This window comes from Burkholderia theae, from assembly GCF_048565265.1.
Lineage (GTDB): Bacteria > Pseudomonadota > Gammaproteobacteria > Burkholderiales > Burkholderiaceae > Burkholderia > Burkholderia theae.
In genome coordinates this window covers 288,497-308,666 of record NZ_CP183462.1, presented here as the reverse complement: position 1 = coordinate 308,666, position 20,170 = coordinate 288,497, and the positions used below count along the sequence as shown (strand labels likewise).

The 20,170-nt window shown below is 68.3% G+C and carries 22 protein-coding genes and 1 pseudogene; 8 read left to right on the top strand and 15 right to left on the bottom strand.

The genetic code is table 11. The annotated features are described in order from the left end of the window. The first annotated feature begins 105 nt into the window (after positions 1 to 105). Positions 106 to 843, top strand: a complete 738-nt coding sequence (locus ACN22W_RS18910) for a sulfite exporter TauE/SafE family protein (protein ID WP_419688964.1) — start codon at positions 106 to 108, stop codon at positions 841 to 843. Positions 844 to 923: 80 nt separating this feature from the next. After that, a pseudogene (locus ACN22W_RS18905) lies at positions 924 to 1,475 on the top strand (amino acid permease); the annotation flags it as partial. A 28-nt stretch (positions 1,476 to 1,503) separates the two neighbouring features. Here the strand turns inward: ACN22W_RS18905 and ACN22W_RS18900 are convergent. The 7 genes from ACN22W_RS18900 to ftrA form a co-directional block, all read right to left on the bottom strand. Then, positions 1,504 to 2,082, bottom strand: a complete 579-nt coding sequence (locus tag ACN22W_RS18900) for an NnrU family protein (RefSeq protein WP_193100036.1) — start codon at positions 2,080 to 2,082, stop codon at positions 1,504 to 1,506. Between the two features lie 268 nt (positions 2,083 to 2,350). Continuing rightward, positions 2,351 to 2,938, bottom strand: coding sequence for a TfoX/Sxy family protein (locus ACN22W_RS18895; protein ID WP_419688963.1), 588 nt, complete (start codon positions 2,936 to 2,938; stop codon positions 2,351 to 2,353). Next, positions 2,935 to 4,044, bottom strand: a complete 1,110-nt coding sequence (locus ACN22W_RS18890) for a malate/lactate/ureidoglycolate dehydrogenase (RefSeq protein WP_419688962.1) — start codon at positions 4,042 to 4,044, stop codon at positions 2,935 to 2,937. The genes ACN22W_RS18895 and ACN22W_RS18890 overlap by 4 nt, the downstream gene beginning before the upstream one ends. Positions 4,045 to 4,089: 45 nt before the next feature. Then, the gene (locus tag ACN22W_RS18885; protein ID WP_129515465.1) at positions 4,090 to 5,544 is read right to left on the bottom strand and encodes a M20 family metallopeptidase; all 1,455 of its coding nucleotides are present in this window, start codon (positions 5,542 to 5,544) and stop codon (positions 4,090 to 4,092) included. 81 nt (positions 5,545 to 5,625) lie between these two features. After that, a complete protein-coding gene (locus ACN22W_RS18880) occupies positions 5,626 to 6,696 on the bottom strand; it encodes an NAD(P)H-dependent flavin oxidoreductase (RefSeq protein WP_419688961.1) in 1,071 nt (356 codons plus the stop codon). A 55-nt stretch (positions 6,697 to 6,751) separates the two neighbouring features. Beyond that, positions 6,752 to 7,483 carry a hypothetical protein gene (locus tag ACN22W_RS18875; protein ID WP_419688960.1) on the bottom strand — a complete coding sequence of 244 codons (732 nt, stop codon included), beginning with the start codon at positions 7,481 to 7,483 and terminating at the stop codon, positions 6,752 to 6,754. Between the two features lie 54 nt (positions 7,484 to 7,537). Then, positions 7,538 to 8,500, bottom strand: coding sequence for a transcriptional regulator FtrA (gene ftrA / locus ACN22W_RS18870; protein ID WP_129515468.1), 963 nt, complete (start codon positions 8,498 to 8,500; stop codon positions 7,538 to 7,540). Between the two features lie 114 nt (positions 8,501 to 8,614). Here ftrA and ACN22W_RS18865 point away from each other — a divergent pair, with 114 nt between their 5' ends. Together ACN22W_RS18865 and ACN22W_RS18860 are read left to right on the top strand one after the other, a co-directional pair. Continuing rightward, positions 8,615 to 9,034 (top strand): rhodanese-like domain-containing protein, encoded by a 420-nt coding sequence (locus tag ACN22W_RS18865; RefSeq protein ID WP_412024071.1) that lies wholly within the window; start codon positions 8,615 to 8,617, stop codon positions 9,032 to 9,034. Positions 9,035 to 9,124: 90 nt separating this feature from the next. After that, a complete protein-coding gene (locus tag ACN22W_RS18860; RefSeq protein ID WP_129515470.1) occupies positions 9,125 to 9,451 on the top strand; it encodes a superinfection immunity protein in 327 nt (108 codons plus the stop codon). A 15-nt stretch (positions 9,452 to 9,466) separates the two neighbouring features. Here the strand turns inward: ACN22W_RS18860 and ACN22W_RS18855 are convergent, their stop codons facing one another. From ACN22W_RS18855 to ACN22W_RS18825, 7 genes are all read right to left on the bottom strand, one after another. Then, entirely contained in the window at positions 9,467 to 10,636 is a 1,170-nt protein-coding gene (locus ACN22W_RS18855; protein WP_419688959.1) for a cytochrome P450, read from the bottom strand. A 100-nt stretch (positions 10,637 to 10,736) separates the two neighbouring features. Then, positions 10,737 to 11,003 (bottom strand): YodC family protein, encoded by a 267-nt coding sequence (locus tag ACN22W_RS18850; protein WP_129515472.1) that lies wholly within the window; start codon positions 11,001 to 11,003, stop codon positions 10,737 to 10,739. 335 nt (positions 11,004 to 11,338) lie between these two features. Further along, positions 11,339 to 12,199 carry an isocitrate lyase/PEP mutase family protein gene (locus tag ACN22W_RS18845; protein ID WP_193100028.1) on the bottom strand — a complete coding sequence of 287 codons (861 nt, stop codon included), beginning with the start codon at positions 12,197 to 12,199 and terminating at the stop codon, positions 11,339 to 11,341. A 156-nt stretch (positions 12,200 to 12,355) separates the two neighbouring features. Further along, positions 12,356 to 14,023 (bottom strand): ankyrin repeat domain-containing protein, encoded by a 1,668-nt coding sequence (locus tag ACN22W_RS18840; protein ID WP_419688958.1) that lies wholly within the window; start codon positions 14,021 to 14,023, stop codon positions 12,356 to 12,358. Between the two features lie 189 nt (positions 14,024 to 14,212). After that, positions 14,213 to 14,638: a GNAT family N-acetyltransferase gene (locus ACN22W_RS18835; protein WP_412024067.1), complete on the bottom strand. Its 426-nt coding sequence runs from the start codon at positions 14,636 to 14,638 to the stop codon at positions 14,213 to 14,215. A 55-nt stretch (positions 14,639 to 14,693) separates the two neighbouring features. Continuing rightward, a complete protein-coding gene (locus ACN22W_RS18830; protein ID WP_048250749.1) occupies positions 14,694 to 15,554 on the bottom strand; it encodes a MurR/RpiR family transcriptional regulator in 861 nt (286 codons plus the stop codon). A gap of 55 nt (positions 15,555 to 15,609) precedes the next feature. After that, a complete protein-coding gene (locus ACN22W_RS18825) occupies positions 15,610 to 15,963 on the bottom strand; it encodes a YgiW/YdeI family stress tolerance OB fold protein (RefSeq protein ID WP_129515475.1) in 354 nt (117 codons plus the stop codon). A gap of 289 nt (positions 15,964 to 16,252) precedes the next feature. Here ACN22W_RS18825 and ACN22W_RS18820 point away from each other — a divergent pair, with 289 nt between their 5' ends. Both ACN22W_RS18820 and ACN22W_RS18815 read left to right on the top strand, forming a co-directional pair. Next, the gene (locus ACN22W_RS18820) at positions 16,253 to 16,915 is read left to right on the top strand and encodes a response regulator (protein WP_193100025.1); all 663 of its coding nucleotides are present in this window, start codon (positions 16,253 to 16,255) and stop codon (positions 16,913 to 16,915) included. Then, positions 16,912 to 18,288 carry an ATP-binding protein gene (locus ACN22W_RS18815; RefSeq protein ID WP_419688957.1) on the top strand — a complete coding sequence of 459 codons (1,377 nt, stop codon included), beginning with the start codon at positions 16,912 to 16,914 and terminating at the stop codon, positions 18,286 to 18,288. Before ACN22W_RS18820 ends, ACN22W_RS18815 begins: the two co-directional genes overlap by 4 nt. Positions 18,289 to 18,454: 166 nt before the next feature. On the opposite strand, the gene ACN22W_RS18810 is transcribed toward ACN22W_RS18815, so the two are convergent. Further along, complete coding sequence (locus ACN22W_RS18810; protein ID WP_419688956.1) at positions 18,455 to 18,964, bottom strand: hypothetical protein; 510 nt, start codon at positions 18,962 to 18,964, stop codon at positions 18,455 to 18,457. Between the two features lie 174 nt (positions 18,965 to 19,138). Here ACN22W_RS18810 and ACN22W_RS18805 point away from each other — a divergent pair, with 174 nt between their 5' ends. Both ACN22W_RS18805 and ACN22W_RS18800 read left to right on the top strand, forming a co-directional pair. Then, positions 19,139 to 19,585 carry a MarR family winged helix-turn-helix transcriptional regulator gene (locus tag ACN22W_RS18805; RefSeq protein WP_129515480.1) on the top strand — a complete coding sequence of 149 codons (447 nt, stop codon included), beginning with the start codon at positions 19,139 to 19,141 and terminating at the stop codon, positions 19,583 to 19,585. A gap of 34 nt (positions 19,586 to 19,619) precedes the next feature. Then, a complete protein-coding gene (locus ACN22W_RS18800; protein ID WP_419688955.1) occupies positions 19,620 to 19,988 on the top strand; it encodes an antibiotic biosynthesis monooxygenase family protein in 369 nt (122 codons plus the stop codon). The last annotated feature ends 182 nt before the right edge of the window (positions 19,989 to 20,170 follow it).

Genomic DNA, 20,170 nt, shown 5'->3' with positions numbered 1-20,170 from the left:
GCCGCATCGGCTTCCCGCGCCCGCGATCCTGCATTACCATCGTGCGTCCACCGCGCCTGCCCGCCTCCGGCAAGCGAGCCCAGCCACCTCCCCGCCCCCGCACCCATGCTCGCTCTCGTCATCCTCGCCGGCCTCTGGGCCGGCCTGCAGAACACCCTCGCCGGCGGCGGCTCGTTCGTCACGCTGCCCGCGCTGATCGTGTCGGGCATGTCACCGCTCGCGGCGAACATCACGTCGACGGTCGCGCTGTTTCCCGCACAGGTCACGACAGGCTGGGCGAGCCGGAACATGGTGCGCGGCGTGGGCAAGCTGTCGTTTCGCACGATGTTCGCGATCAGCGTCGTCGGCGGCGCGCTCGGCGGGTTGCTGCTGCTGAAGACGCCTTCGTCGATCTTCTCGCACCTCGTGCCGTGGCTCGTGCTGTTCGCGACGATCGTGTTCGCGTGGGGCAGCTTTTTCCGCAAGCCGCGCGAAGGCACGGCTCACCTCGGTGCCGTCCCCGCCGCGATTTCGCAGTTCATGATCGCGATCTACGGCGGCTACTTCGGCGGCGGGCTCGGCTTCCTGATGATGGCCACGCTGACGATGGCCGGCCTGTCGCCGCGTCACGCAATGTCGACCAAGAACGCGCTCGCGGGCGTGATGAACGCATCGGCCGTCGTGCTGTTCCTGACCTCACCTCAACTGCACTGGCGCTCCGCACTCGCGCTCGGCGGCGGCGCGATCGTCGGCGGGCTGCTCGGCACGTGGGCGCTGCAGCGCGTGAACGAACGCATCCTGCGCATCGGGATCGTCTGCATCGGCGCGGTACTGACCATCGGGTTGTTCGTCAAACCGATCTGACGCACGCTCGCCGCTGCCGCCATCACGGCAACGCAGCGGCAATTGATGAGCAAACCGCACGACGTCTTTCACATATCTCGTTTGCCGGCGCGGCCGTCGCGATGAAGATCGTGCTGTTCGTGTCGTTCATGTCGGTGATGAACTCGTTCCTGTTCTCGAACTCGCGCATGCTGTTCTCGCTGAGCCAGCGCGGCCATGCGCCCGCGATGTTCGGACGCACCAACGCGAAGGGCGTGCCGATGAACGCGCTCGTGCTGTGCCTCGCGATCTGCGTGTCGATCCTCGGCGTGCACTTCGTGAGCGGTGGCGACCTGTTCCTGATGCTCGCGAAGAGCAGCGGCGCGTTCGTGATGATCGTGTGGATCTTCATCATCGCCGCGCACTTCGCGATGCGCCGGCAGACGAAGCACGAGCAACGCGACCCGTCGGCGTTCCGCGCGTGGTTCTATCCGGTGTCGAACTGGGTCGCGCTGCTGGCGCTGGTCGCCGTGCTCGGGTCGCAGGCGTTCAACCCGGATTCGCGATTCCAGTTCTGGTTCACGGTATCGACGGCGCTCGCGATCGTCGCGTCGTACTTCCTGCGGCGCAGGCAGCCGCCGTTCGGGCAGGCGTCCGGCGCGAAGCTGCGTTGACCGGCGGCCTGCTGCCCGGCGTGCGCGTTCAGCCGAACGGCCGCACGCCGATCAGCCAGCCGTGCAGGAACAGCGCGAACACGGCCCAGACGACGAGTCCGCCCAGCACGGCGACGACGTCGCCCGACAGCCCGCCGGCCGGATAGCGGACACCGTCGCGGCGGTCGCGCGCACGCGACACGACGAAATCGACGATCGACCACACGAAGAACGCGCCGAACAGCACGACCGCGTGCAGCGTGCCATTCATGAGCAGGTGCGCGACCGCCCAGACCATCACGCCGGCCAGCATCGGGTGTCCGACGAGCGTCTTGATCCGGTTGCGCGGCACGTACGACGCGGCGATCAGCACGAACGCGACCGCGGTCAGCATGCCCGTCAGGTGGCGCACGCCGACCGGCGACACCCACAGCTGCGTCGCGCTCTCGCGCGCGATCCCGTAGCCGCGGACGATCAGCACGAAGCCGACGATCGACGCGATCGAATAACCGGCCTTCCAGCCTTTCTCGCCGATTCGCGCGATCATCGCGGAGCGCCAGCCATCGGCGACGATCCGGATCGAGTGCACACCGAGGAAGATCGCTAAACCGAGAATCAGGACGGGCATCGGCTGTCTCCGCTGGAATGATGAGTGGGGAAGCGTTCCGCGCGGCGTACGATGCGCCGTTCGCGGGGCCGGCGGCGAGGCCGGCGCGGGTCGTGCCAGGCACCGGCGCAACCCGCGCCGATCATAAACGCCAAGGCTGCCGTTGTGAAGCATGCAGGATGTGCGGTGCGTCAAGCCTGGCGCTTTCGCGCACCCGTCGCGCGGCAATGGGCACGCCTGAAAGAAAGGAAAGGGAACGTCGCGAGGCGATCGCCTCGCATGACCGGCACTACGCCGGTTTGCGCTTGGCCGGGGGGTTCGATGCCGGTTTCCGCGCAGGTTTCGATGCCGCTACCGCTATCGCTTTCGGCTTCGGCTTCGGCGCCGGTTTTGGCGCAGGTTTCGGCGCGGATTTCGCTGCCGCCGTGGATGCCGTCTTCGGCTCCGGTTTCACCGAACGCTTCGATGTGGATTTCGGCGCCGCCGCGGATCCCGTCGCCGGCACCGGCTTACGGGCGGCCCTCGCCTTGCGCTTCGGCGGCCCCGCCAGCAGCGCCGCGCGATACGCGCTGCGGCACCAGTCGAACAGCGCGCCCGCATCCTCGAGCACGTCGGCCGGCGTTTCGTAGTAGCCCTCGAGCGCTACGGTACGCGTCGGCCTTGCGTACGAGAACGGCCCCATGCCCGCCGCGACGAACGCCGGACGATTCACGTCGTCGACACGCAGGAACAGCGACCCGCGCGACATGAAGCCGAACATCACGCCATCGAGCCGCATCGCCGCCCCGCTGAAGAACCGTGCGACCTCGACCATGCCGAGCGGAGCAAGCTGGTACGCGATCTCCTCGCCGTGCGCCTTCTCCGACTGCCAGCTCACGCGGAAGCCTCGCAGCGCTGCGTCCACGCATCGAGATCGGCGTCGTCGAAGCCAACGGCCGCCGCGCTCTCGCGAATCTGCCGCCACGTCGCGCGATCGACCGGAATGCCGCCCGCGCCGCGCGCGGCGCGGCTCGCTTCCTCGGGTTCGCCGGGCACCTGCACCGGCGCATCGCCGGCCTGCGGCGACGCCTTCGCCCATGCAACGAACGCATCGGCTTCGCGCTCGGCGTCGGCCGCGTCGAACGCGTTCGGATCGATCAGCACCGACAGCATCCCGTTGACGATCGCACTCGTCGTCTGCAGCGTATCGCCATAGGTCGTATGCCCGCCGACGAGTGCGCCGCCGAAGATCTCGCACATCGCCGCCAGCGCATACCCCTTGTGCAGCCCGAACGGCAGCAGCGCGCCGAACGGTTGCTCGTGCATCACCGCCGGATCGTCGGTCGGCTGGCCGAGATGGTCGATCAGCGACCCGGCCGGCACGCGCTTGCCCTGGTTGTACGCGACGCGCGTCTTGCCGTACGCGATCGCGCTCGTCGCGAAATCGAGCAGCAGCGGCGGCTTGCCCGCACGCGGATACGCGGCGCAGAACGGATTCGTGCCGAAGCGCGGATCGGTGCCGTACAGCGGCGCGACCAGCAGGTCGCCCGGCACGTTGACGAAATGGAACGACACGAGCCCCGAGCGCGCGCACTGCTCGGCCCAGTGCCCGATGCGGCCGAGATGATGCACGTCGCGCAGCCCGATCGCGCAGATGCCCATGCGCCGCGCACGCTCGATCCCTTCGACCATCGCCTCGAACGCGATCACCTGGCCGAAGCCGCGCCCGCCGTCGATCGTCAGCACCGCGCCGCCGTCGCGGACGATCGACGCGTGCCCGTTCAGTTGCAACTGCCCTTCACGCCACGATGCGACGTAGTTCGGGATCATCCCGATCCCGTGCGAATCGTGGCCCGCGAGATTCGCGCCGACCAGGTGATCGGCGACGAGCCGCGCCTCGCGCTCGCTGCTGCCGGCCCGTTCCCAGAGTGCCGCGACGAATGCATGCAGCGGTTCGGCGCGCATGCGCAGCGGTTCGGCGTCGGGCGTCGGCAGTGCGGTCATCGGCAGGGTTCCTTCAGGTCGGATTGAGTCGGGCAGTCGCGACGATCAGCGCGCGGACGCGATCACGTCCGCAACCGCGGCCGTCAGCTTCTTCGCGTACGGCACGTGCAGGAACTCGTTCGGGCCGTGCGCGTTCGACTTCGGCCCGAGCACGCCGCACACCATGAACTGCGCGGACGGGAAGCCTGCCTGCAGCACGTTCATCAGCGGGATCGTGCCGCCGAGGCCCATGTACGCGCAGTCCGCGCCGAAGTGGCGGCGCGAAGCGGCGTCGAGCGACGACGCGAGCCACGGCGCGAGATCGGGTGCCGCCCAGCCGGTCGCGGCGCCCGCGTCCGGCTTGAACGTGACCTTCGCGTTGTACGGCGGATCGAGTTCGAGCAGTTCCTTCAGCTGCTGCACGGCCTGCGCGGCGTCGACGAGCGGCGGCAGGCGCAGCGACAGCTTGAACGCGGTGCGCGGACGCAGCACGTTGCCCGCATCGGCGAGCGCCGGCATGCCGGCCGCACCCGTCACCGACAGCGACGGACGCCACGTCGAATTCAGCAGCGCCTCGCGCGGATCGGTCGTGGTCGGCAGCACCGGCTTGCCGTCCGCGCCGCACGCCCACGGCAGCCCCTTCCACACCGCATCGCCGAGGATCGCGGCGGCCGCGTCGGCCTCGCGCACGCGGCTCGACGGAATCTCGCAATGGAACACACCCGGCAGCAGGTTGCCGTTCTTCGCATCTTCGAGGCGTTCGAACAGCTGGCGCATCACGCGGAAACTCGACGGCGCGATGCCGCCATAGACACCCGAGTGAATGCCTTCCTCGAGCACCTCGACCTGCAGGTCGCCGGACACGAGCCCGCGCAGCGACGTGGTGAGCCACATCTGGTCGTAGTTGCCGGCGCCCGAATCGAGACACACCACGAGCGACACCTGGCCGAGCCGGTCGCGCAGCGCGTCGACGTACGGCAGCAGGTCGTAGCTGCCCGATTCCTCGCAGGTTTCGATCAGGCCGACGCAGCGCGGCCGCTCGATGCCCTGCTCGTCGAGCGCGCCGAGCGCCGCGAGGCTCGCGTAGATCGCATAACCGTCGTCCGCGCCGCCGCGGCCGTACAGCTTGCCGTTCTCGAACTTCGGCGTCCACGGGCCGAGGTCCGCGCGCCAGCCGTCGAATTCGGGCTGCTTGTCGAGGTGGCCGTACAGCAGGATCGTGTCGGTGCTGCCCGAGCGCGTGGCCGGCGATTCGAAGAAGATCACCGGCGTGCGGCCCGGCAGGCGCACGATCTCGAGCTTCAGGCCCTTCACGGGCTGTCGTTCGGCCCACTGCGCGGCGTCGGTGACGACGCGCTCGAGATAACCGCGCTTCGCCCAATCGGGGTCGAACGCGGGACTCTTCGCGGGGATCGCGATGTAGTCGGTCAGTGCGTGGAGGATTTCATCGTTCCACTTGCGCTCGATGAAGGTAACGAGCTTGTCATGGTCGAGGACGGGGGTAGTGTCAACGGAGGTCATGATGGGGGTGCCTGGATCGGGCTGACGAAAACCCAGATCATACGCCGATGCTTCCGCTCCGGCGCCCCCTGCCCTGGCCGTTCAGACCGCCTGCGGGAACGCGTCGCGCAACCCCGCCGCGCACGCCAGCGCGTCATCCCACAAGCGCCGCGTCAGCACGCCGGCATCCTCTTCGCGTGCGAGCGCCGCGGCCTCGCCCGACCACAGCAGCGAGAAATCGTCGCGGTCCTGCCGCTCAAACGCGCCGCGCAGCGGATCGACCGCGGCCGTCGCGAGCGGGAACGCGGGCGCGAGCGCGCTCATCGGCCCTTGCTCGCGCATGAAGCGCGTCAGTAGCCCGCGCGCGGGCCGGCCCGTGTACAGGTTGGTCACGCGCGTGCCGTCGTCGCGCGCGGCGCGCACCGCCGCGCGATGCTGCGCCGAGCGGCCGGCCTGCGGCGTCAGCAGGTAGCCCGTGCCGATCTGCACCGCGCGTGCGCCGAGCGCGAACGCGGCCGCGATGCCGCGCCCGTCGGCGATCGCGCCGGCCGCGATCACCGGCGCGCGCACCGCGTCGACGATCTGCGGCAGCAACGCGAACAGGCCCGGTTGCGCATGGATGTCGTCGGTCAGGAACATCCCGCGATGGCCGCCGGCCTCCGCGCCCTGCGCGACGATCGCATCGACGCCGCGCGCATCGAGCCAGCGCGCTTCCTCGACGGTCGTCGCGGATGAAACGACTCGCGCGCCGGTGCGTCGCACGCGGTCGAGCAGCGTGTCGTCCGGCAGCCCGAAATGGAAGCTCACGACGGCCGGCCGCAAGTCCTCGACGACCGCGCACATCGCATCGTCGAACGGCGCGCGGCCGGGGCCGCCCTTCACGTCGGCCGGATCGAGCCCGGCTTCCGCGTAGTAACCGGCGAGCGCCGCACGCCAGCGTGCGTCGACCTCGGCGTCGGGCGCCGGCTGCGTGTGGCAGAAGAAATTCACGTTGAACGGCGCGGGCGTGCGTGCCCGGATCGCCGCGATCTCGTCGCGCAGTTGCTGCGGGCCAAGCGCCGCGCACGCGAGCGAGCCGAGCCCGCCGGCTTCGCACACCGCGATCGCGAGCGGGCTCAGCGAACCGACCATCGGGGCCTGGATCAGCGGCAAACGGGAAGGCAGCATCGTCATCGGAGTCCTTGTTCGGAATGAATGGTCATCGGTTATCGCGAACGCCGGCGGCCGTTCAGGCGGCCGGTTGTCCCGGCAGCTGGCCGACCCACGCGGCAAGCTGCGCTTCGCCTTCCTCGTCGAGCTTGCCGTTGAGCGCGCCGTACCACGGCGCAATCGCATCGGCCGGCTGCGTGGCCTTCAGGATCTCCAGGCTCTTCTCGAGGAACGACGGGAAAAACGGAATGCCGCGCATGTAGAGGAACGTCGAATCGGTGATGCGCACCTGGCCGTACACGTCGCGCATCCACGCGATATGCGGCAGCGCGTCGTAAAGATGGCCGCTTTGCATCAGCGCGGAGATGAAGTTCACGCGCGCGGCGACATCCGACTGCTCGTGCGTTTCATGATTGACCTCGGCGGCCTTCTGCAACCACGCTTCGCCGCGCTTGACCTCACCGCACATCACCGAGGTCGTCGCGAGCTGCACCGCGTTGTGCGCGCTCGGCTCCTGTTCGAACAACGCGAGCCAGTGCGGAAAGGCGTCGTCATACCGGTCCATCGCCGAATACGCGAGCGCGCAGAGCCGCGCCGCATCGGCGAGACGCTCGGCGTACGGCGCGGCGATCGCAATCGCGGCCTCGTGCCGGCCGGCCTGGTAGGCCGCCAGCGCGGGCGCGAGTTCGGGTGCGATGTCGGGGCCGCTCTGCGCTTCCTGCGCATCCTGCTCGCCGGTCGAAGGCACCTGAGCCGACGACGACGCTTCGTCGCGCGATTTCTTTCCGAACAGCTTTCCGAACAAGCCCATGATGTTTTTTTCCTTTTGTTGTCGTGTCCGAACGGCCCCGTTCGGCGCCCGTCATTATCTTTCGCCTCGACCCATCCCGCGCCGATAGGCGGCCGGGCTGGTCGCCGCGACGCGCCGGAAATGCCGGCGCAGCGATTCCTCCGACCCGAACCCCGCGCGCGCCGCGATCTGTGCGAGCGACAGCGCGGGTTGCGCTTCCAGCATGTCCTTCGCGACATTCACGCGCTCGCGGATCAGCCACGCGAGCGGCGACATCCCCGTCGCGTCCGCGAACTGGCGCTGCAGCGTGCGCGTGCTCATCGCGGCCTGCGCGGCGAGCGACGCGAGCGTGTGCGGCTCGGCCGCGTGCACGCGCATCCAGTCGATCAGCTTCGCGAGTCGGTCGCTGCCGCCCGGCGCGACCGGACGCGGCACGAACTGCGCCTGGCCGCCGTCGCGATGCGGCGGCAGCACGAGGCGCTGCGCGACACGGTTTGCGATTGCGCCGCCGTAATCGCGACGCACCAGATGCAGCAGCATGTCGAGCCCCGCCGCCGAGCCGGCCGACGTGACGATCTGCCCTTCGTCGACGTAAAGCGCATCGGGATTCACGCGCAGCGCCGGATAACGTGCCTGCAGGCGCTCCGCGTAACGCCAGTGCGTCGTCACGGTGAGACCGTCGAGCACGCCGGCCGCCGCCAGCACGAACACGCCCGAACAGATCGAGCAGAGCCGCGCGCCGCGCCGATGCGCGGCCCGCAGTTTCTTCAGCAACGGCTCCGGCGGCAGTTCGTCCGGATCGCGCCAGCCGGGGATCACGATGGTGTCCGCGCGATCGAGCGTCGCGAGCCGGTACGGCGCGGCGACCGTGATGCCGCCCGCCGCGCGCACGGGCCCCGGCTCGCTCGCGCATACCGCGAAGCGATACCAGTCGACGCCGAGCTCGGGGCGCTCGAGTGCGAACAGTTCGACCACGCAGCCGAATTCGAAGGTGCAGAGGCGATCGTAGGCGAGCGCGACGACGAGATGATTGTGCATGGCGCGATGTTACCGGAACTTGTCGATCGCGCCACTGCCGCAAAACGCGCCGAACCGCGATACTGCCCTTCATGACGGCGCCTTCCGCGCCCTTTCGACCAGGAGAGCCTGCCCATGTCTTACGTCACCGACGTGCCCGCCGCCGACAGCCCTACCGCCCTCGCGCATTTCGAGGCTTCGCTGCGATTCGAGACCGATTGCTGGGACGTGCACGACGCGCTCGCGTCCGGCACGCCCGATTTCGTGCTGCTCGACGTGCGCGGCCCCGACCAGTTCGCGGCCGGCCATGTGCCCGGCGCGCGCAACCTGCCGCGCCGCAAGATCATCGAGAGCAAGCTCGCCGGCTATCCGGCCGGCACGCTGTTCGTCGTCTACTGCGCGGGACCGCACTGCAACGGCGCCGCGCGCGCGGCGATCCAGCTCGCCCGCCTTGGCCGGCCGGTCAAGCTGATGATCGGCGGCGTGACGGGCTGGCTCGACGAAGGGTTCATCCTGAGCAACGATGAGCAGCTGGAGAACGCCGAAGCCGGCTGATCGTGATTAAAAACGCAACAATCAATTGCCGGCACACGAACGGAAAAAGCGCGACAATCGGCTCCATTGCAGTTCGGACGGAGCAGCACCATGCAGAACGCAGTCCTGATTCAAGCAGTGGGTTCGGTTGTCGCGATCGCGCTCTATTTTCTGCCTGCCATCATTGCCGACCGGCGCGGCCGGCGCGACAAGCTGACGATCGCGCTGTTCAACGCGCTGTTCGCGTGGACCGGCATCGGCTGGCTGATGACGCTGTACTGGGCATGCCAGCCGAACCCGCAAGCCGACGTCGCGCAGACGATCATCGCGAAGCGTCGCGGCATCAGCATGCGCACCTTCTCGACCGGCCTCGTCGAACGCGTGCAACGCCGCGTCGCCGCCCAGGAGCAATGGGCGGAGAAACAAGGCTGCCGTTAAGTCCCTCTTTCCCCTTCACCGCGCCGCGTCGAACATCGGCATCCTGACGTTGGTCGACGCGCGGTAATGCCACGCCAGCCGGTCGCGCGGCGCCCAGCCGCCCGCGCGCAGCCACGCACCAAACGCCCCCGTCGTCACCGCCCGCGCGATCCGCTCGCCCGGACAGCCGTGCGGCCCCGTGCCGAAACCGAAATTCGGCCCGGCCGCGCGGCCCGGCATCAGCCGATGCGGATCGCGATGCACGGCCGGGTCGCGGTTCGCCGCGGCGAGCACGACGAGAATCGCGTCGCCGGCTTCGACGGTCACGCCTTCGATCGTCGTGCGCGCCGCAACGAAGCGGCGCGTGTTCTGCACCGGCGAATCGAAGCGTCCCACTTCGGCCACGAACGCGTCGAGCGTCGCGTCGTCCGGCGCGACGCGCGCGGCTTGCGCGTCCCCGTCCCAAGCCACCAGCGCATTGCCGAGCCACGCGGCCGTCGCCTCGCAGGTCTGCGACAGCAACCCGACGAGATTCGCGACCAGCCCGCCGCTCGCCTGCCAGCCCGCCGCGCGGGCCGCCTGCTGCACCGCGGCGACCAGCGTGCCGTCGTGCGCGTGCGTCTGCGCAACGCGCTCCGCCATCCGGTCGAGCAGTTGTCGCGCCGCGTCGCTCGCGCGGGCCAGCGCCGCGGCGTCCGACAGCGGCGACAGCGCGGCGACGAAGTCGACGACCTGCGCCGCAATGTCGTCGAGCTGCGTCTCGTCGAAGCCGAGCAGATCGGCGACCGCGCAGACAGGCACCGTCATGCACCACGCGTTCAGCGCATCGGCGTCGCCCGGCGCCGGCAACCGCCGTGCGGCCAGCTGCGCGGCGCGGGCGCGCAACGCATCGGCGTCGATCGGCGCGAACGCGGTGCGCAGCGCCTGTTTCGGCACGTCGTGCCGCGACGCGCCGTCGTTCATGCGCACCAACTCGCCGAACAGTGCACCGGCCGTCGTGCCGCGCAACGCGGGCGGCACGGGCGCGTCCAGCGGACGCACGCGGCACGCGGGATGGCCGAGCACGGCGGTCACGGCCGTCGCGCGGCTCGCAACCCACAGGCCGAGCGTCGCGTCGAACGCGAGCGACGGCCCGCCGACGAGCGCTGCATAGTAGGGATAGGGATCGCGGTGCGTCACCGCGGCAATGGGATCGGTCGGGTTCATGCGTGCAGTATCGGCGCAGCGCGCCGCCTCATGTTTCGGGCTGGCGTGAAATGTCGTGGCGCGGGCGCCGCGCACTGCCGCACGCTGTGACCGGCCCGCGTCAGGCGGCCGACCGGTAGCGATGCGACTGCATGCGCATCCGGACACGCCCGGCCGAAATCGCGCGCGGCTCGGGCACGACCGTGTCGTGATGGAACATTTCCTGCCGGAACTCGCCGCTTTCGTCGAACCACTGGCAGATCAGCCAGTCGCTGTCGTCGAACACGACCGGCCCGGCATAGGTGACGGTCATGCGCGGCCCGCCCGTTTTCAGCGTCACGACATCGCCGACGCGAAACCCGACACGCTGATTTTCTCGGATCGTCATCGTTCTCTCAGGTTTTTATATATTGATATTCCCGGCAACTCACCGACCGGTCGTTCGACGTGCGGCAGATTATCAATCAAAAAAATAACCGGCAACTCCCGCGCACAAAAAACGCGTCGCCCGGGAAAATGTAACAATGCGCCGCACCGGCACGCGCGGCGAAAGGCAATCGCCAGGTCCGGCGCGGCTTGCGCGCCGGTTCCGGGTGAACCGGAGAAATGCGGAGAATAAACGATGGCTTTCGCGCCGTCATTGCCATTTAATTCGGACGTGAAATCGGTTGATTATTGTCAATCAACGTTTCGACTGGAAACGATCCCACCTTTTATTTGTCGTCATTCATCGAACAAAACCGGCGAATTATCGGGTGCCGCGAACCAGCGATTGAGTTCGCGACCCGGCACGGCCGCTTGCGAAAACGTAAACGTGCCGTCGCGCGCCATCTCCATCGCGGCGCGCAGGAACGCGCCGAGCGCGGCCCGCGCCAGCGCGCCGCCGACGCTGACGCGCTTCACGCCGAGCGCCGCCAGCGCATCGAGGCTCAGCAAGCCACCCTGCAATCCCATGACGACGTTCACGGGCGCGCCGACCGCCTGCGTCACCGCCGCAATCTCGTCGGCATCGGTGATGCCCGGCGCATACAGCACGTCGGCGCCCGCGTCGCGATAGGCGACCAGCCGCGCGATCGTATCGGCGAGGTCGCGGCGGCCATGCAGGTAGTTTTCGCAGCGCGCGGTCAACGTGAACGGAAACGGCAGCGCGCGCGCCGCGTCGACGGCCGCAGCGATGCGCTCGATCGCCGCTTCGCGCGCGTAGATCGGTGCATCGGCACGGCCCGTCGCATCCTCGATCGAGCCGCCGACCGCGCCGGCCTCGGCCGCCAGCCGGATCGTTTCGGCCACCGTTGCGGGCGCGTCGCCGAAGCCGTTCTCGAGATCGGCGCTCACGGGCAGGCCACCCGCGGCGACGAGATCGGCGATGTGATCGAGCATCGCGTCGCGGTCGATCGCGTTGTCGGGCTGCCCTTTCGAAAACGCGTAGCCGGCACTCGTGGTGGCGAGCGCCTCGAAGCCGGCCATCGCGAGCAGGCGGGCGGTGCCGGCATCCCACGGGTTCGGGATGATGAACGCGCCGGGGCGCGTGTGCAGTGCGCGGAAAGCTTCGGCTTGGCGGGCTTGAAGGTCGGAACGGGTCATCGTGGACTCCCGGAAGGTGTTGACGGGTGAGCTTACGCCGGTCGTGCACGCGACGTTTCAGCAATAGCCGAAATGTCGTCGCACGACAGGAAAAATCTCGCGGCCGGCAACGGGCGGGCAGGTATCACCGCCCGCCCGCTGTCCGACCGCTGTCGTTCACTTCGATGCGGGCTGCCCGTCGTCGATGCCGCGCAACACGTCGGTGACGGCTTCGGAGAACCGCATCGCGCGACCGTCGATCAGCACGCCGTCCGGATTCGACGGGTCGCGCGCGGCTTGCGGCACGCCGTGCGCGATCAGCACGCGCGCGCAGGCTTCCCAGTCGGGATGGCCGACGCCCTCCGGTTCGTTGACGGACGCCCACGACAACGTGCCGAGCGCATCGCTCCCGAACCCGTGCGTTTCGCGCCAGCTTGCGCCGTGTTCGAGCAGGAACGCCAGCAGCGCCGCATCGCCGCGGAACACGGCGTGATTCAGCGCGCTCGCGTCCCAGTCGCCGCCCCGCACGGCGATCGGCCAGCCCAGTTCGACCATGACCTTCACCGCGTCGCCCGAGCCCCACGCGGCGGCGTCCGGCAACAACCGCAGCCGGTCGTCGGGCAGCGCGCCGGGCAATTCGGGATGCCGCGCCTGGATGCGCCGCGCGGCGTCGGCGTCAGCACGCGCGCAGGCCGCCACGAACGCGTCTGCCGCGCTGAGCGTCTCCTCCGCGCCGCCCGCGCGCAGCAACGCCGCGACGTCGGGCAGCCCGGTCTGCATGGCCAGCCGGTACGCACTGACGCCTGCCACCGTCCGCGCGCCCGGATCGGCGCCGGCCGCCAGCAGCGCGGCGATATGGCGTGCCGAGCAGCGCACGGCGATCGCCCGCAACAACGGCGCGCCCCACATCTTCGTCGGCCCCTCGCCGGCCGGTTCGTTCGGGTCGCCGCCATGCGCGAGCACCAGTTCGAGCGCGGTCGCATCGCGCATGTCGAGCGCCCTCCGCACCGCGTTCGTCCCGCCCACCCGCGCGCCGTGCTCGAGCAGCAGCCGCGTGCACGCCGGGTTCTCCAGCGAGTGATACAGCGATTCGCCGTCGTTCGGGTCGGCGCCGGCTTCCAGCAGCAGGGTCGTGAGCGCCGGATCGCGATTGACACCGGCGGCGCCATACAGCGCCGACAGCGGGCCCGACTCGTCGGGCGCGGCGAGCGAAGCCGGTGGGAACCGGTTGCCGATCCGCTGGTTCGGGTCGGCGCCGGCATCGAGCAGAAGGCGCGCGCAGGCGCGCAGCCTGACGGCAAACTCGGGAATCTGCCCGAGCCGCGAATGCGTGACGGCGACCAGCGGCGGCAGATTCAGCGCGCCGCCGGCGCGCGCGATCCAGCCGGGATCGGCGGCCAGGGCCGCCTGCACCGCGTCGAGATCGCCCGCCGCGCACGCGATGGTCGGATCGCCCGACACGAGGTCGGGCTGGTCGCGCAGCAATTGCGCGGCGACCCGCGGCCGGGCCGCGCCGAAACCACCGGTCACATCGCCGCCGTATGCGAGATCGAGCCAGCGCCGGATCAGCAGCGAGCGCTGCTGTCGCGCCAGCGCATGCGTTTCGACGAACGCGCCGAGATCGGCCCACGACGCGAAGCCGTACTCGCGCGCAATGCAGGACTGCGCGTCGTGCAGGCGAAGCCCGAGCGCAAGCACTTCGTCGTGCGTGCGGTTCGCGGCGGCGGGCAGAAACCGGACGAAGCGTTCGACGGCTTGCGCGTCGCCCTGCCGGTACAGGCGCAACAATGCCTTGGCCTGCTTTTTCAGATGTTCGGGATTGGCCCTGGGGGGCAGCGTGTTCATGCGGATCCTCGTGCAGAAATGGCCGAAGGTCCGCAATACCGCCAGCACAAAGGATGGGGAAAGACTGGATTTGCTGCGACAGGTGGGTTCAACCCTTTCCGCGGACCCGGAAGCGACCTGCATCGCTGACCGGTATCCTAGGCGACGGCCGGTGACATCGTCAACCGTGCCGCGCAGCGGCGGCGCCGCTCAGCCCGCGAGCTTCTTCGTCAGGAAAATGCGCGTGTGCCCGACCGGGTAATCCGGCAGCTCGCCGAAGCGGACATAACCGCGCTTCTCGTAGAAAGGCCGCGCCTGGAAGTCGAACGTGTCGAGCCACGCGCTGTGGCAGCCGCGTGCGACGGCCTCCGCTTCGGCCAGATCCATGATGCGCGTGCCGGCGCCCTGGCCGCGCGCTTGCTCGGGCACCACGAGCAGGTCGACATGTAGCCAGCCGAACGCCGTGCCGCCCCACAGGCCGCCGACCACCGCGCCGTCCGCATCGGTCACGAGCACGGCCAGCGGACGGAAGTCGTTCGGGCCGGCCTGGCTTTCGTTGAAACGCACCAGCGGCGCGACGATCTGCTTGCGAACGTTCGCATCGCCCGCGTCGGTCACCTCGTATGTGAACGTCATCGGATGGTTCGGATTGAATCGTGAACGGAAAACGGCCGGAGCCGTGGGTACCGCGTCAGACGACGTAAGCGCCCTTCGCGTGCAGCTCCGCTTCCGTGCGCTCGAGCGCCGCGACCGCATCGCTGCCTTCGAGCGCCAGCAACTGCGCGACCAGTGCCTCGGTCATCGCATGCGCGGCCACCAGCGACGGAAAGAACGACGGGCTGTCGTGCGTGAAGATCAGTTGCGCGTCCGCATGCAGCGCGATCGGCGACACCGCGCTGTCGGTGATCGCGACGATCCGGCTGCCCTGCGCCTTCGCGGCCTGCGCGACGCGCGTCGCTTCCGCCGAATACGGCGCGAAGCTGATGACCACGGTCACGCTCTGTTTCGCGATCGTCCGCAGCTCCATTTCGAGCGAGCCGGCGACGCCGTTGAGCAGCGACACGGTCGGACGGAACAGCCGGTAGCCGTACACGAAGCCGAACGCGACCGGATAACAGGAGCGAAACCCCGCGACATGCACGTGCGACGCCTTGCGGATCAGCTTGGCCGCGTCCGCGAGCGCGTGCTCGTTCTGCGCGGCGGTGGCCGACAGGTTGTGCTGCTGCGCGGCGAGCAGGTCGTGCGCGAGCGACGCCTTCGCGTCGGGCCGCACGAGCGAGCGCGCGCGCTGCGTGAGCGGCTCGGGGCGCGTGCGCACGCGCGCGACGCACAGGTCGCGCAGCTCGTTCCAGCCGGGGAAGCCGAATTGCTGCGCGAGCCGCACGAGCGACGCGGGCTGCACCTGCGCACGCTGCGCGACCTTGCGCATCGACGACGTGGCGACTTCGTCGGGATGATCGAGCAGGAAAGCGGCGCCCGCCTGGAATTGCGGGCTCAGCTCGGAAAATTGCGCCCGGATCCGGGACGCGAGTTCGTCGAAATTGTCGGCCATCTTGGTGGGAGCGGGAACCGGTCGTCCATGTTATCACCGGCCCCGCGCGCATCGGTCAGTGCAGCACTTCGACGTGATCGGCGTCCACCTTCACCTTGCCCGACCACTTGCGCTCGAACTCGCCGGTCAGCTTCACCTCGTTCTTGTCGTTGACGGGCTGCCCGGCCGCCCACAGCTTGTCGTCGATCTCGACGCGGATCGTGCCGGTCGCGTCCGCGAACTCATAGTCCTCGCCGCCGGCATGCTTGACGATGCGCCCCTGCAATTGCACGTGCTGGTCGTCCTTGCCGTTCGCGAGCAGTTCCTTCACGGTCGTCGTGGTCAGCGTGGACGGCCCGGTATATTCCGCGTAGACGGCGGCGGGCAGCACGGCGAGCGCCACGGCCAGGATTCTCGTCAGGTGTTTCATGGTGTTGTTCCTCCGGTTTTGATCGTAAGCCGCGCTCCCGTTGAACGCGACGGCCCGAGATTACGGAGCGTAAGATTAAGCAAACCTGAAGAACGTCCGACGCGGCACGCGACCGTGTCGATACGGTGCGCCAACGCACCGAGGCGTCCGTGTTTAAGCTCCCGCTAAGGCACGCCCGCTTATCATTAGGGTCTGTTTACATAGGGAACGTGCATGCGTTGCCACGAGAATGCCCGTTCCCTATGTAAACCCCGGGTGCCACGGCGCCCTGCTGAAGAGACAGGAATCCATGCGCGTACTGCTCGTCGAGGACGATCCGCTGATCGGCAGCGGGCTCGAACAGGGCCTCAAACAGGAAGGCTTCGCGGTCGATTGGGTCAAGGACGGCGACGCCGCGTCGCTCGCACTGCGCTCGACCGGCTACGGCCTGCTGCTGCTCGACCTCGGGCTGCCAAACCGCGACGGCCTGTCGGTGCTCGCCGCGCTGCGCCGCCGCGACGAAACCCTGCCCGCGATCATCATCACCGCGCGCGACGGCGTGCCGGACCGCATCGCGGGCCTCGACAGCGGCGCGGACGACTATCTCGTCAAGCCGTTCGAGCTCGACGAACTGCTCGCGCGGATCCGCGCGGTCAATCGCCGCCATGCGGGGCGCGCGCAGACCACACTCTCGATCGGCCCGTTGCGGCTCGATCCCGTCAAGCACCTCGTGTGGCTCGGCGACGACGAAGTGCCGCTGTCGCCGAAGGAGTTCGTGCTGCTGCACGAGCTGATGCGCGAACCGGGCGCGGTGATTTCTCGCGAGCAGTTCGAGGAGCGGCTGTATAGCTGGGGCGAGGAAATCGAGAGCAACGCGGTGCAGGTGCATATCCACAACCTGCGCAAGAAACTCGGCCACGACATGATCCGCACGGTGCGCGGCGTCGGCTACCGGATCGGTGACGGCGCATGACCGGCGTGCAACGCGCGATCGCGCGCTGGCGCAGCGCGTCGCTGCGGCGGCGCCTGCTGATGTGGCTGCTGCCGGCCGCGTGCGTGATCGGCCTGGTCGCGAGCGCGGGCACCTACTGGGGCGCGCTGCGCGAACTCGACGACCTGCTCGACGACCAGATGCGCAGCATGTCGAAGCAGATCGTCGTCGGCCCGAACGGCGAGCTGTCGTTCAGCAACGACGGCAAAGGCAAGCACGGCTTCGAGGCCAGCGATCCCGATGCGGTACTGCTGCAGGTCTGGCGCAACGGCACGCTCGTCTATTCGACCGATCGCGAATCGAAGCTGCCACCGCCCGAGCAGAAAGGCATCGCAAGCATCGACGTCGGCGGCCAACCGTGGCGCACCTATGTGACCGAGCGCGGCGGCACGACGATCCGCCTCGCGCAGGCACGCCATGCGCGCTGGGAAGCGATCGCGGGCATCGCCGTGCACCTGCTGTGGCCGGTGTTCTCGATGCTGCCGGTGTTGGCGATCGGCCTGTGGTTCGGCATCGGCGCGGGGCTGCGGCCGCTTCGCACGATCGCGTCCGGCCTGAAACGAAGGAATGCGAACAATCTTGAGCCGGTCGATGTCGCGTCGATGCCGAACGAGGTCCGGCCGCTTGCCGAAGCGATCAACGACCTGCTCGCGCGGCTCGATCGTTCGTTTACGCTGCAGCGCCATTTCATCGCCGATGCCGCGCACGAGTTGCGCACGCCGATCATGGGGCTGTCGATCCAGTCGCAATTGCTGCGGCGCGCGACAAGCGCCGACGAGCGCGAGCGCATCCTCGCGCAGATCCACGCGGGCACGACGCGCCTCGGCCACCTCGCCGAACAGTTGCTGACGCTCGCGCGCCTCGAACCCGATGCGCAAGCGGCCGCGTCCGCGTCTGCGCCCATCGATCTCGCCGCGCTGTGCCGGTCGGTGGTCGCGGACCGCGCGCGCGTCGCCGATGCGCACCGGATCGATCTCGGCGCGATCGTCGCGTCGCCCGTGATGACCGCGGGCAATCCCGACACGCTGCGCGTGCTGCTGAACAATCTCGTCGACAACGCGATCCGCTATGCGGGCGATGGCGCGCGCGTCGACGTGTCCGCCCGCATCGACGGCACGACGCCCGTGCTCGAGGTCGCCGACGACGGCCCCGGGATCCCGGAGGCCGAACGCACGGACGTGTGGGAGCGCTTCTATCGCGGCGAGGGCGCGCAGGCCGTCACGTCGTCGGGCAGCGGGCTCGGGCTGTCGATCGTCAAGCGGATCGCTGAACAGCACCGCGCGACGGTCGCGCTCGGCACCACGCGCGGCGGGCGCGGGCTGACTGTCACGGTGCGCTTTCCTGCACCAGTCTGATGCACGCGTGCCACGCCGCTTTTCCACAGATTATGTTGGCAAGCTTGTGGACAACCTTCCATTAACGGTATCAAGCCATTGATCGGAAAGGGTTTGTCGTCCGTGCGCGGCAAATGCGCCATGCCGCTGAAAATGCACGCATGCGCGCCGCCGCGATGACCTCGACTCAATTGTCTTCGACGATCCGCTCGACCCGCAGGCCGGTCGAGGTTTCAAGAATGCTCGCGTGCTGCTCCACCCTGCAGTACATGAGGCCCTGCGGATAATCGTCCGGCCTGGGGCGGGTCCGATCCTCCACATGAACGACGACGGTGCCACCGAGCGGATAGGCGCCGACATGTTCGCCCAGGTAATAGAGCTGGCCGTTCAACTGGTAATAGCCATGCCCGAGGTACCAGAACGAATCGTTCCGGGTGGCGATCGGCTGATGGCCAAGGTAGATCGTGTCGCCTTTCCCGACGATAGGGTAGAACAGCAAGCCGATGCGAAGTTCGATGATCGTGTAGTGATTGGCACGGATGTCGTCGACTACCTTGTCGCGGAGCGCGTCGCTCATGTGTTGTTCCGCGTCGCCGAAATACGCGGTCCGATAGTCGGGCGGCTGACAGGCGCGCGCGAACGGACTGCATGCGGACACAAGCGACAGAACGGCGATCGTCTTCCGGATCGTTCTCACTGATGCTCTCCAGGTTCCTTGTTGTCGGTCGGCAATCCGCTGCAACCGATGCCATCGGTTCCGGATCGCGGCACAAGTTTACCTATCCGGCCTCGATCCACGACACGCATCTTGGATTTGACAACCAGTTGTCCATTACGTAAAGTAGTTGTCAATTCCTCACCGATATCGAGTATGACGAAATCCGCGAAGTTGACCGCCGTCGCGTTGTCCGTATTCCGCTTGAACGGCCTGCTGATCGAATGGGGCAACACCTTTGCCGGGCCGCACGGCTTGACCAGTGCGCGCTGGCAGGTGCTGGGCGCCATCTCGATGGCGCCGGAAGCCCCGAACATCCCGCAGATTGCCGACGCAATGGGGATCACACGGCAAGCCGTGCTGAAACAGATCAACGTGCTGGTCGATGAAGGGCTGGTCCGGTCGCTGCCCAACCCGTCGCACAAGCGGTCGCCGCTGTATGCGCTGACGCCGCGCGGCGATGCGGCCTATCAGGCGGTGGTCGAGCAATGGCAACAGCACGTTCACGACATCGCCGGCGAGTTCAGTTCCGCTGACCTGGATGCGGCGCTTCGCGTCCTGTCGGCGATGTCCCGCGCGCATGGCCAGGAAGGCCACGCGTGATCGCTCGATCGACCCACGCCCCATAGGAGTTCTCATGTCCCAGTTCAAACCGATGGATCCGAACTTTCCGATCCAGCAGCAGCTCGGCATCGCCGCGGAGCCCGTCGTCCTCGTCAACGTGTTCACGCTTGCGCCCGCGGACGAAGCGGACTTTCTGGCTACGTGGAAGAACGACGCCGAATTCATGAAGCGGCAGCCGGGATTCATCTCGACCCAGCTGCATCGTGCGATCGGCGACAGCCCGACTTACCTGAACTATGCGATCTGGGAATCGACCGACGCGTTTCGCGCGGCGTTCACGCATCCCGAGTTCGTCGCAAAACTGTCGGCCTATCCGTCGTCGGCCGTCGTCAGCCCTCACCTGTTCCAGAAAGTCGGCGTGGCCGGAATTTGCACCGCGTGAATTTGCACCGCGTGAACCCAAATGCAAACCCGGACTTCTCCACAGAAAATGTTGGCAAGCTTGTGGATATCCTGCGCACCGCAGCGCTAAACCCTTGATCCGATGGACTTTGGCACGCGTGATGCAGACGCGGCACGTGCGATGACCATCGTTTGCGCCGCTTCGCCTCAGTTCGCATCACG

Coding starts and splice junctions, on each gene's coding strand:
- ACN22W_RS18815 (WP_419688957.1), top strand. CDS start 16,912: ATGACCGGCGTGCAACGCGCGATCGCGCGCTGGCGCAGCGCGTCGCTG.
- ACN22W_RS18820 (WP_193100025.1), top strand. CDS start 16,253: ATGCGCGTACTGCTCGTCGAGGACGATCCGCTGATCGGCAGCGGGCTC.
- ACN22W_RS18855 (WP_419688959.1), bottom strand. CDS start 10,636: ATGAACCCGACCGATCCCATTGCCGCGGTGACGCACCGCGATCCCTAT.
- ACN22W_RS18900 (WP_193100036.1), bottom strand. CDS start 2,082: ATGCCCGTCCTGATTCTCGGTTTAGCGATCTTCCTCGGTGTGCACTCG.
- ACN22W_RS18865 (WP_412024071.1), top strand. CDS start 8,615: ATGTCTTACGTCACCGACGTGCCCGCCGCCGACAGCCCTACCGCCCTC.
- ACN22W_RS18845 (WP_193100028.1), bottom strand. CDS start 12,199: ATGACCCGTTCCGACCTTCAAGCCCGCCAAGCCGAAGCTTTCCGCGCA.
- ACN22W_RS18860 (WP_129515470.1), top strand. CDS start 9,125: ATGCAGAACGCAGTCCTGATTCAAGCAGTGGGTTCGGTTGTCGCGATC.
- ACN22W_RS18825 (WP_129515475.1), bottom strand. CDS start 15,963: ATGAAACACCTGACGAGAATCCTGGCCGTGGCGCTCGCCGTGCTGCCC.
- ACN22W_RS18885 (WP_129515465.1), bottom strand. CDS start 5,544: ATGACCTCCGTTGACACTACCCCCGTCCTCGACCATGACAAGCTCGTT.
- ACN22W_RS18805 (WP_129515480.1), top strand. CDS start 19,139: ATGACGAAATCCGCGAAGTTGACCGCCGTCGCGTTGTCCGTATTCCGC.
- ftrA (WP_129515468.1), bottom strand. CDS start 8,500: ATGCACAATCATCTCGTCGTCGCGCTCGCCTACGATCGCCTCTGCACC.
- ACN22W_RS18910 (WP_419688964.1), top strand. CDS start 106: ATGCTCGCTCTCGTCATCCTCGCCGGCCTCTGGGCCGGCCTGCAGAAC.
- ACN22W_RS18850 (WP_129515472.1), bottom strand. CDS start 11,003: ATGACGATCCGAGAAAATCAGCGTGTCGGGTTTCGCGTCGGCGATGTC.
- ACN22W_RS18890 (WP_419688962.1), bottom strand. CDS start 4,044: ATGACCGCACTGCCGACGCCCGACGCCGAACCGCTGCGCATGCGCGCC.
- ACN22W_RS18835 (WP_412024067.1), bottom strand. CDS start 14,638: ATGACGTTCACATACGAGGTGACCGACGCGGGCGATGCGAACGTTCGC.
- ACN22W_RS18800 (WP_419688955.1), top strand. CDS start 19,620: ATGTCCCAGTTCAAACCGATGGATCCGAACTTTCCGATCCAGCAGCAG.
- ACN22W_RS18875 (WP_419688960.1), bottom strand. CDS start 7,483: ATGGGCTTGTTCGGAAAGCTGTTCGGAAAGAAATCGCGCGACGAAGCG.
- ACN22W_RS18840 (WP_419688958.1), bottom strand. CDS start 14,023: ATGAACACGCTGCCCCCCAGGGCCAATCCCGAACATCTGAAAAAGCAG.
- ACN22W_RS18830 (WP_048250749.1), bottom strand. CDS start 15,554: ATGGCCGACAATTTCGACGAACTCGCGTCCCGGATCCGGGCGCAATTT.
- ACN22W_RS18880 (WP_419688961.1), bottom strand. CDS start 6,696: ATGACGATGCTGCCTTCCCGTTTGCCGCTGATCCAGGCCCCGATGGTC.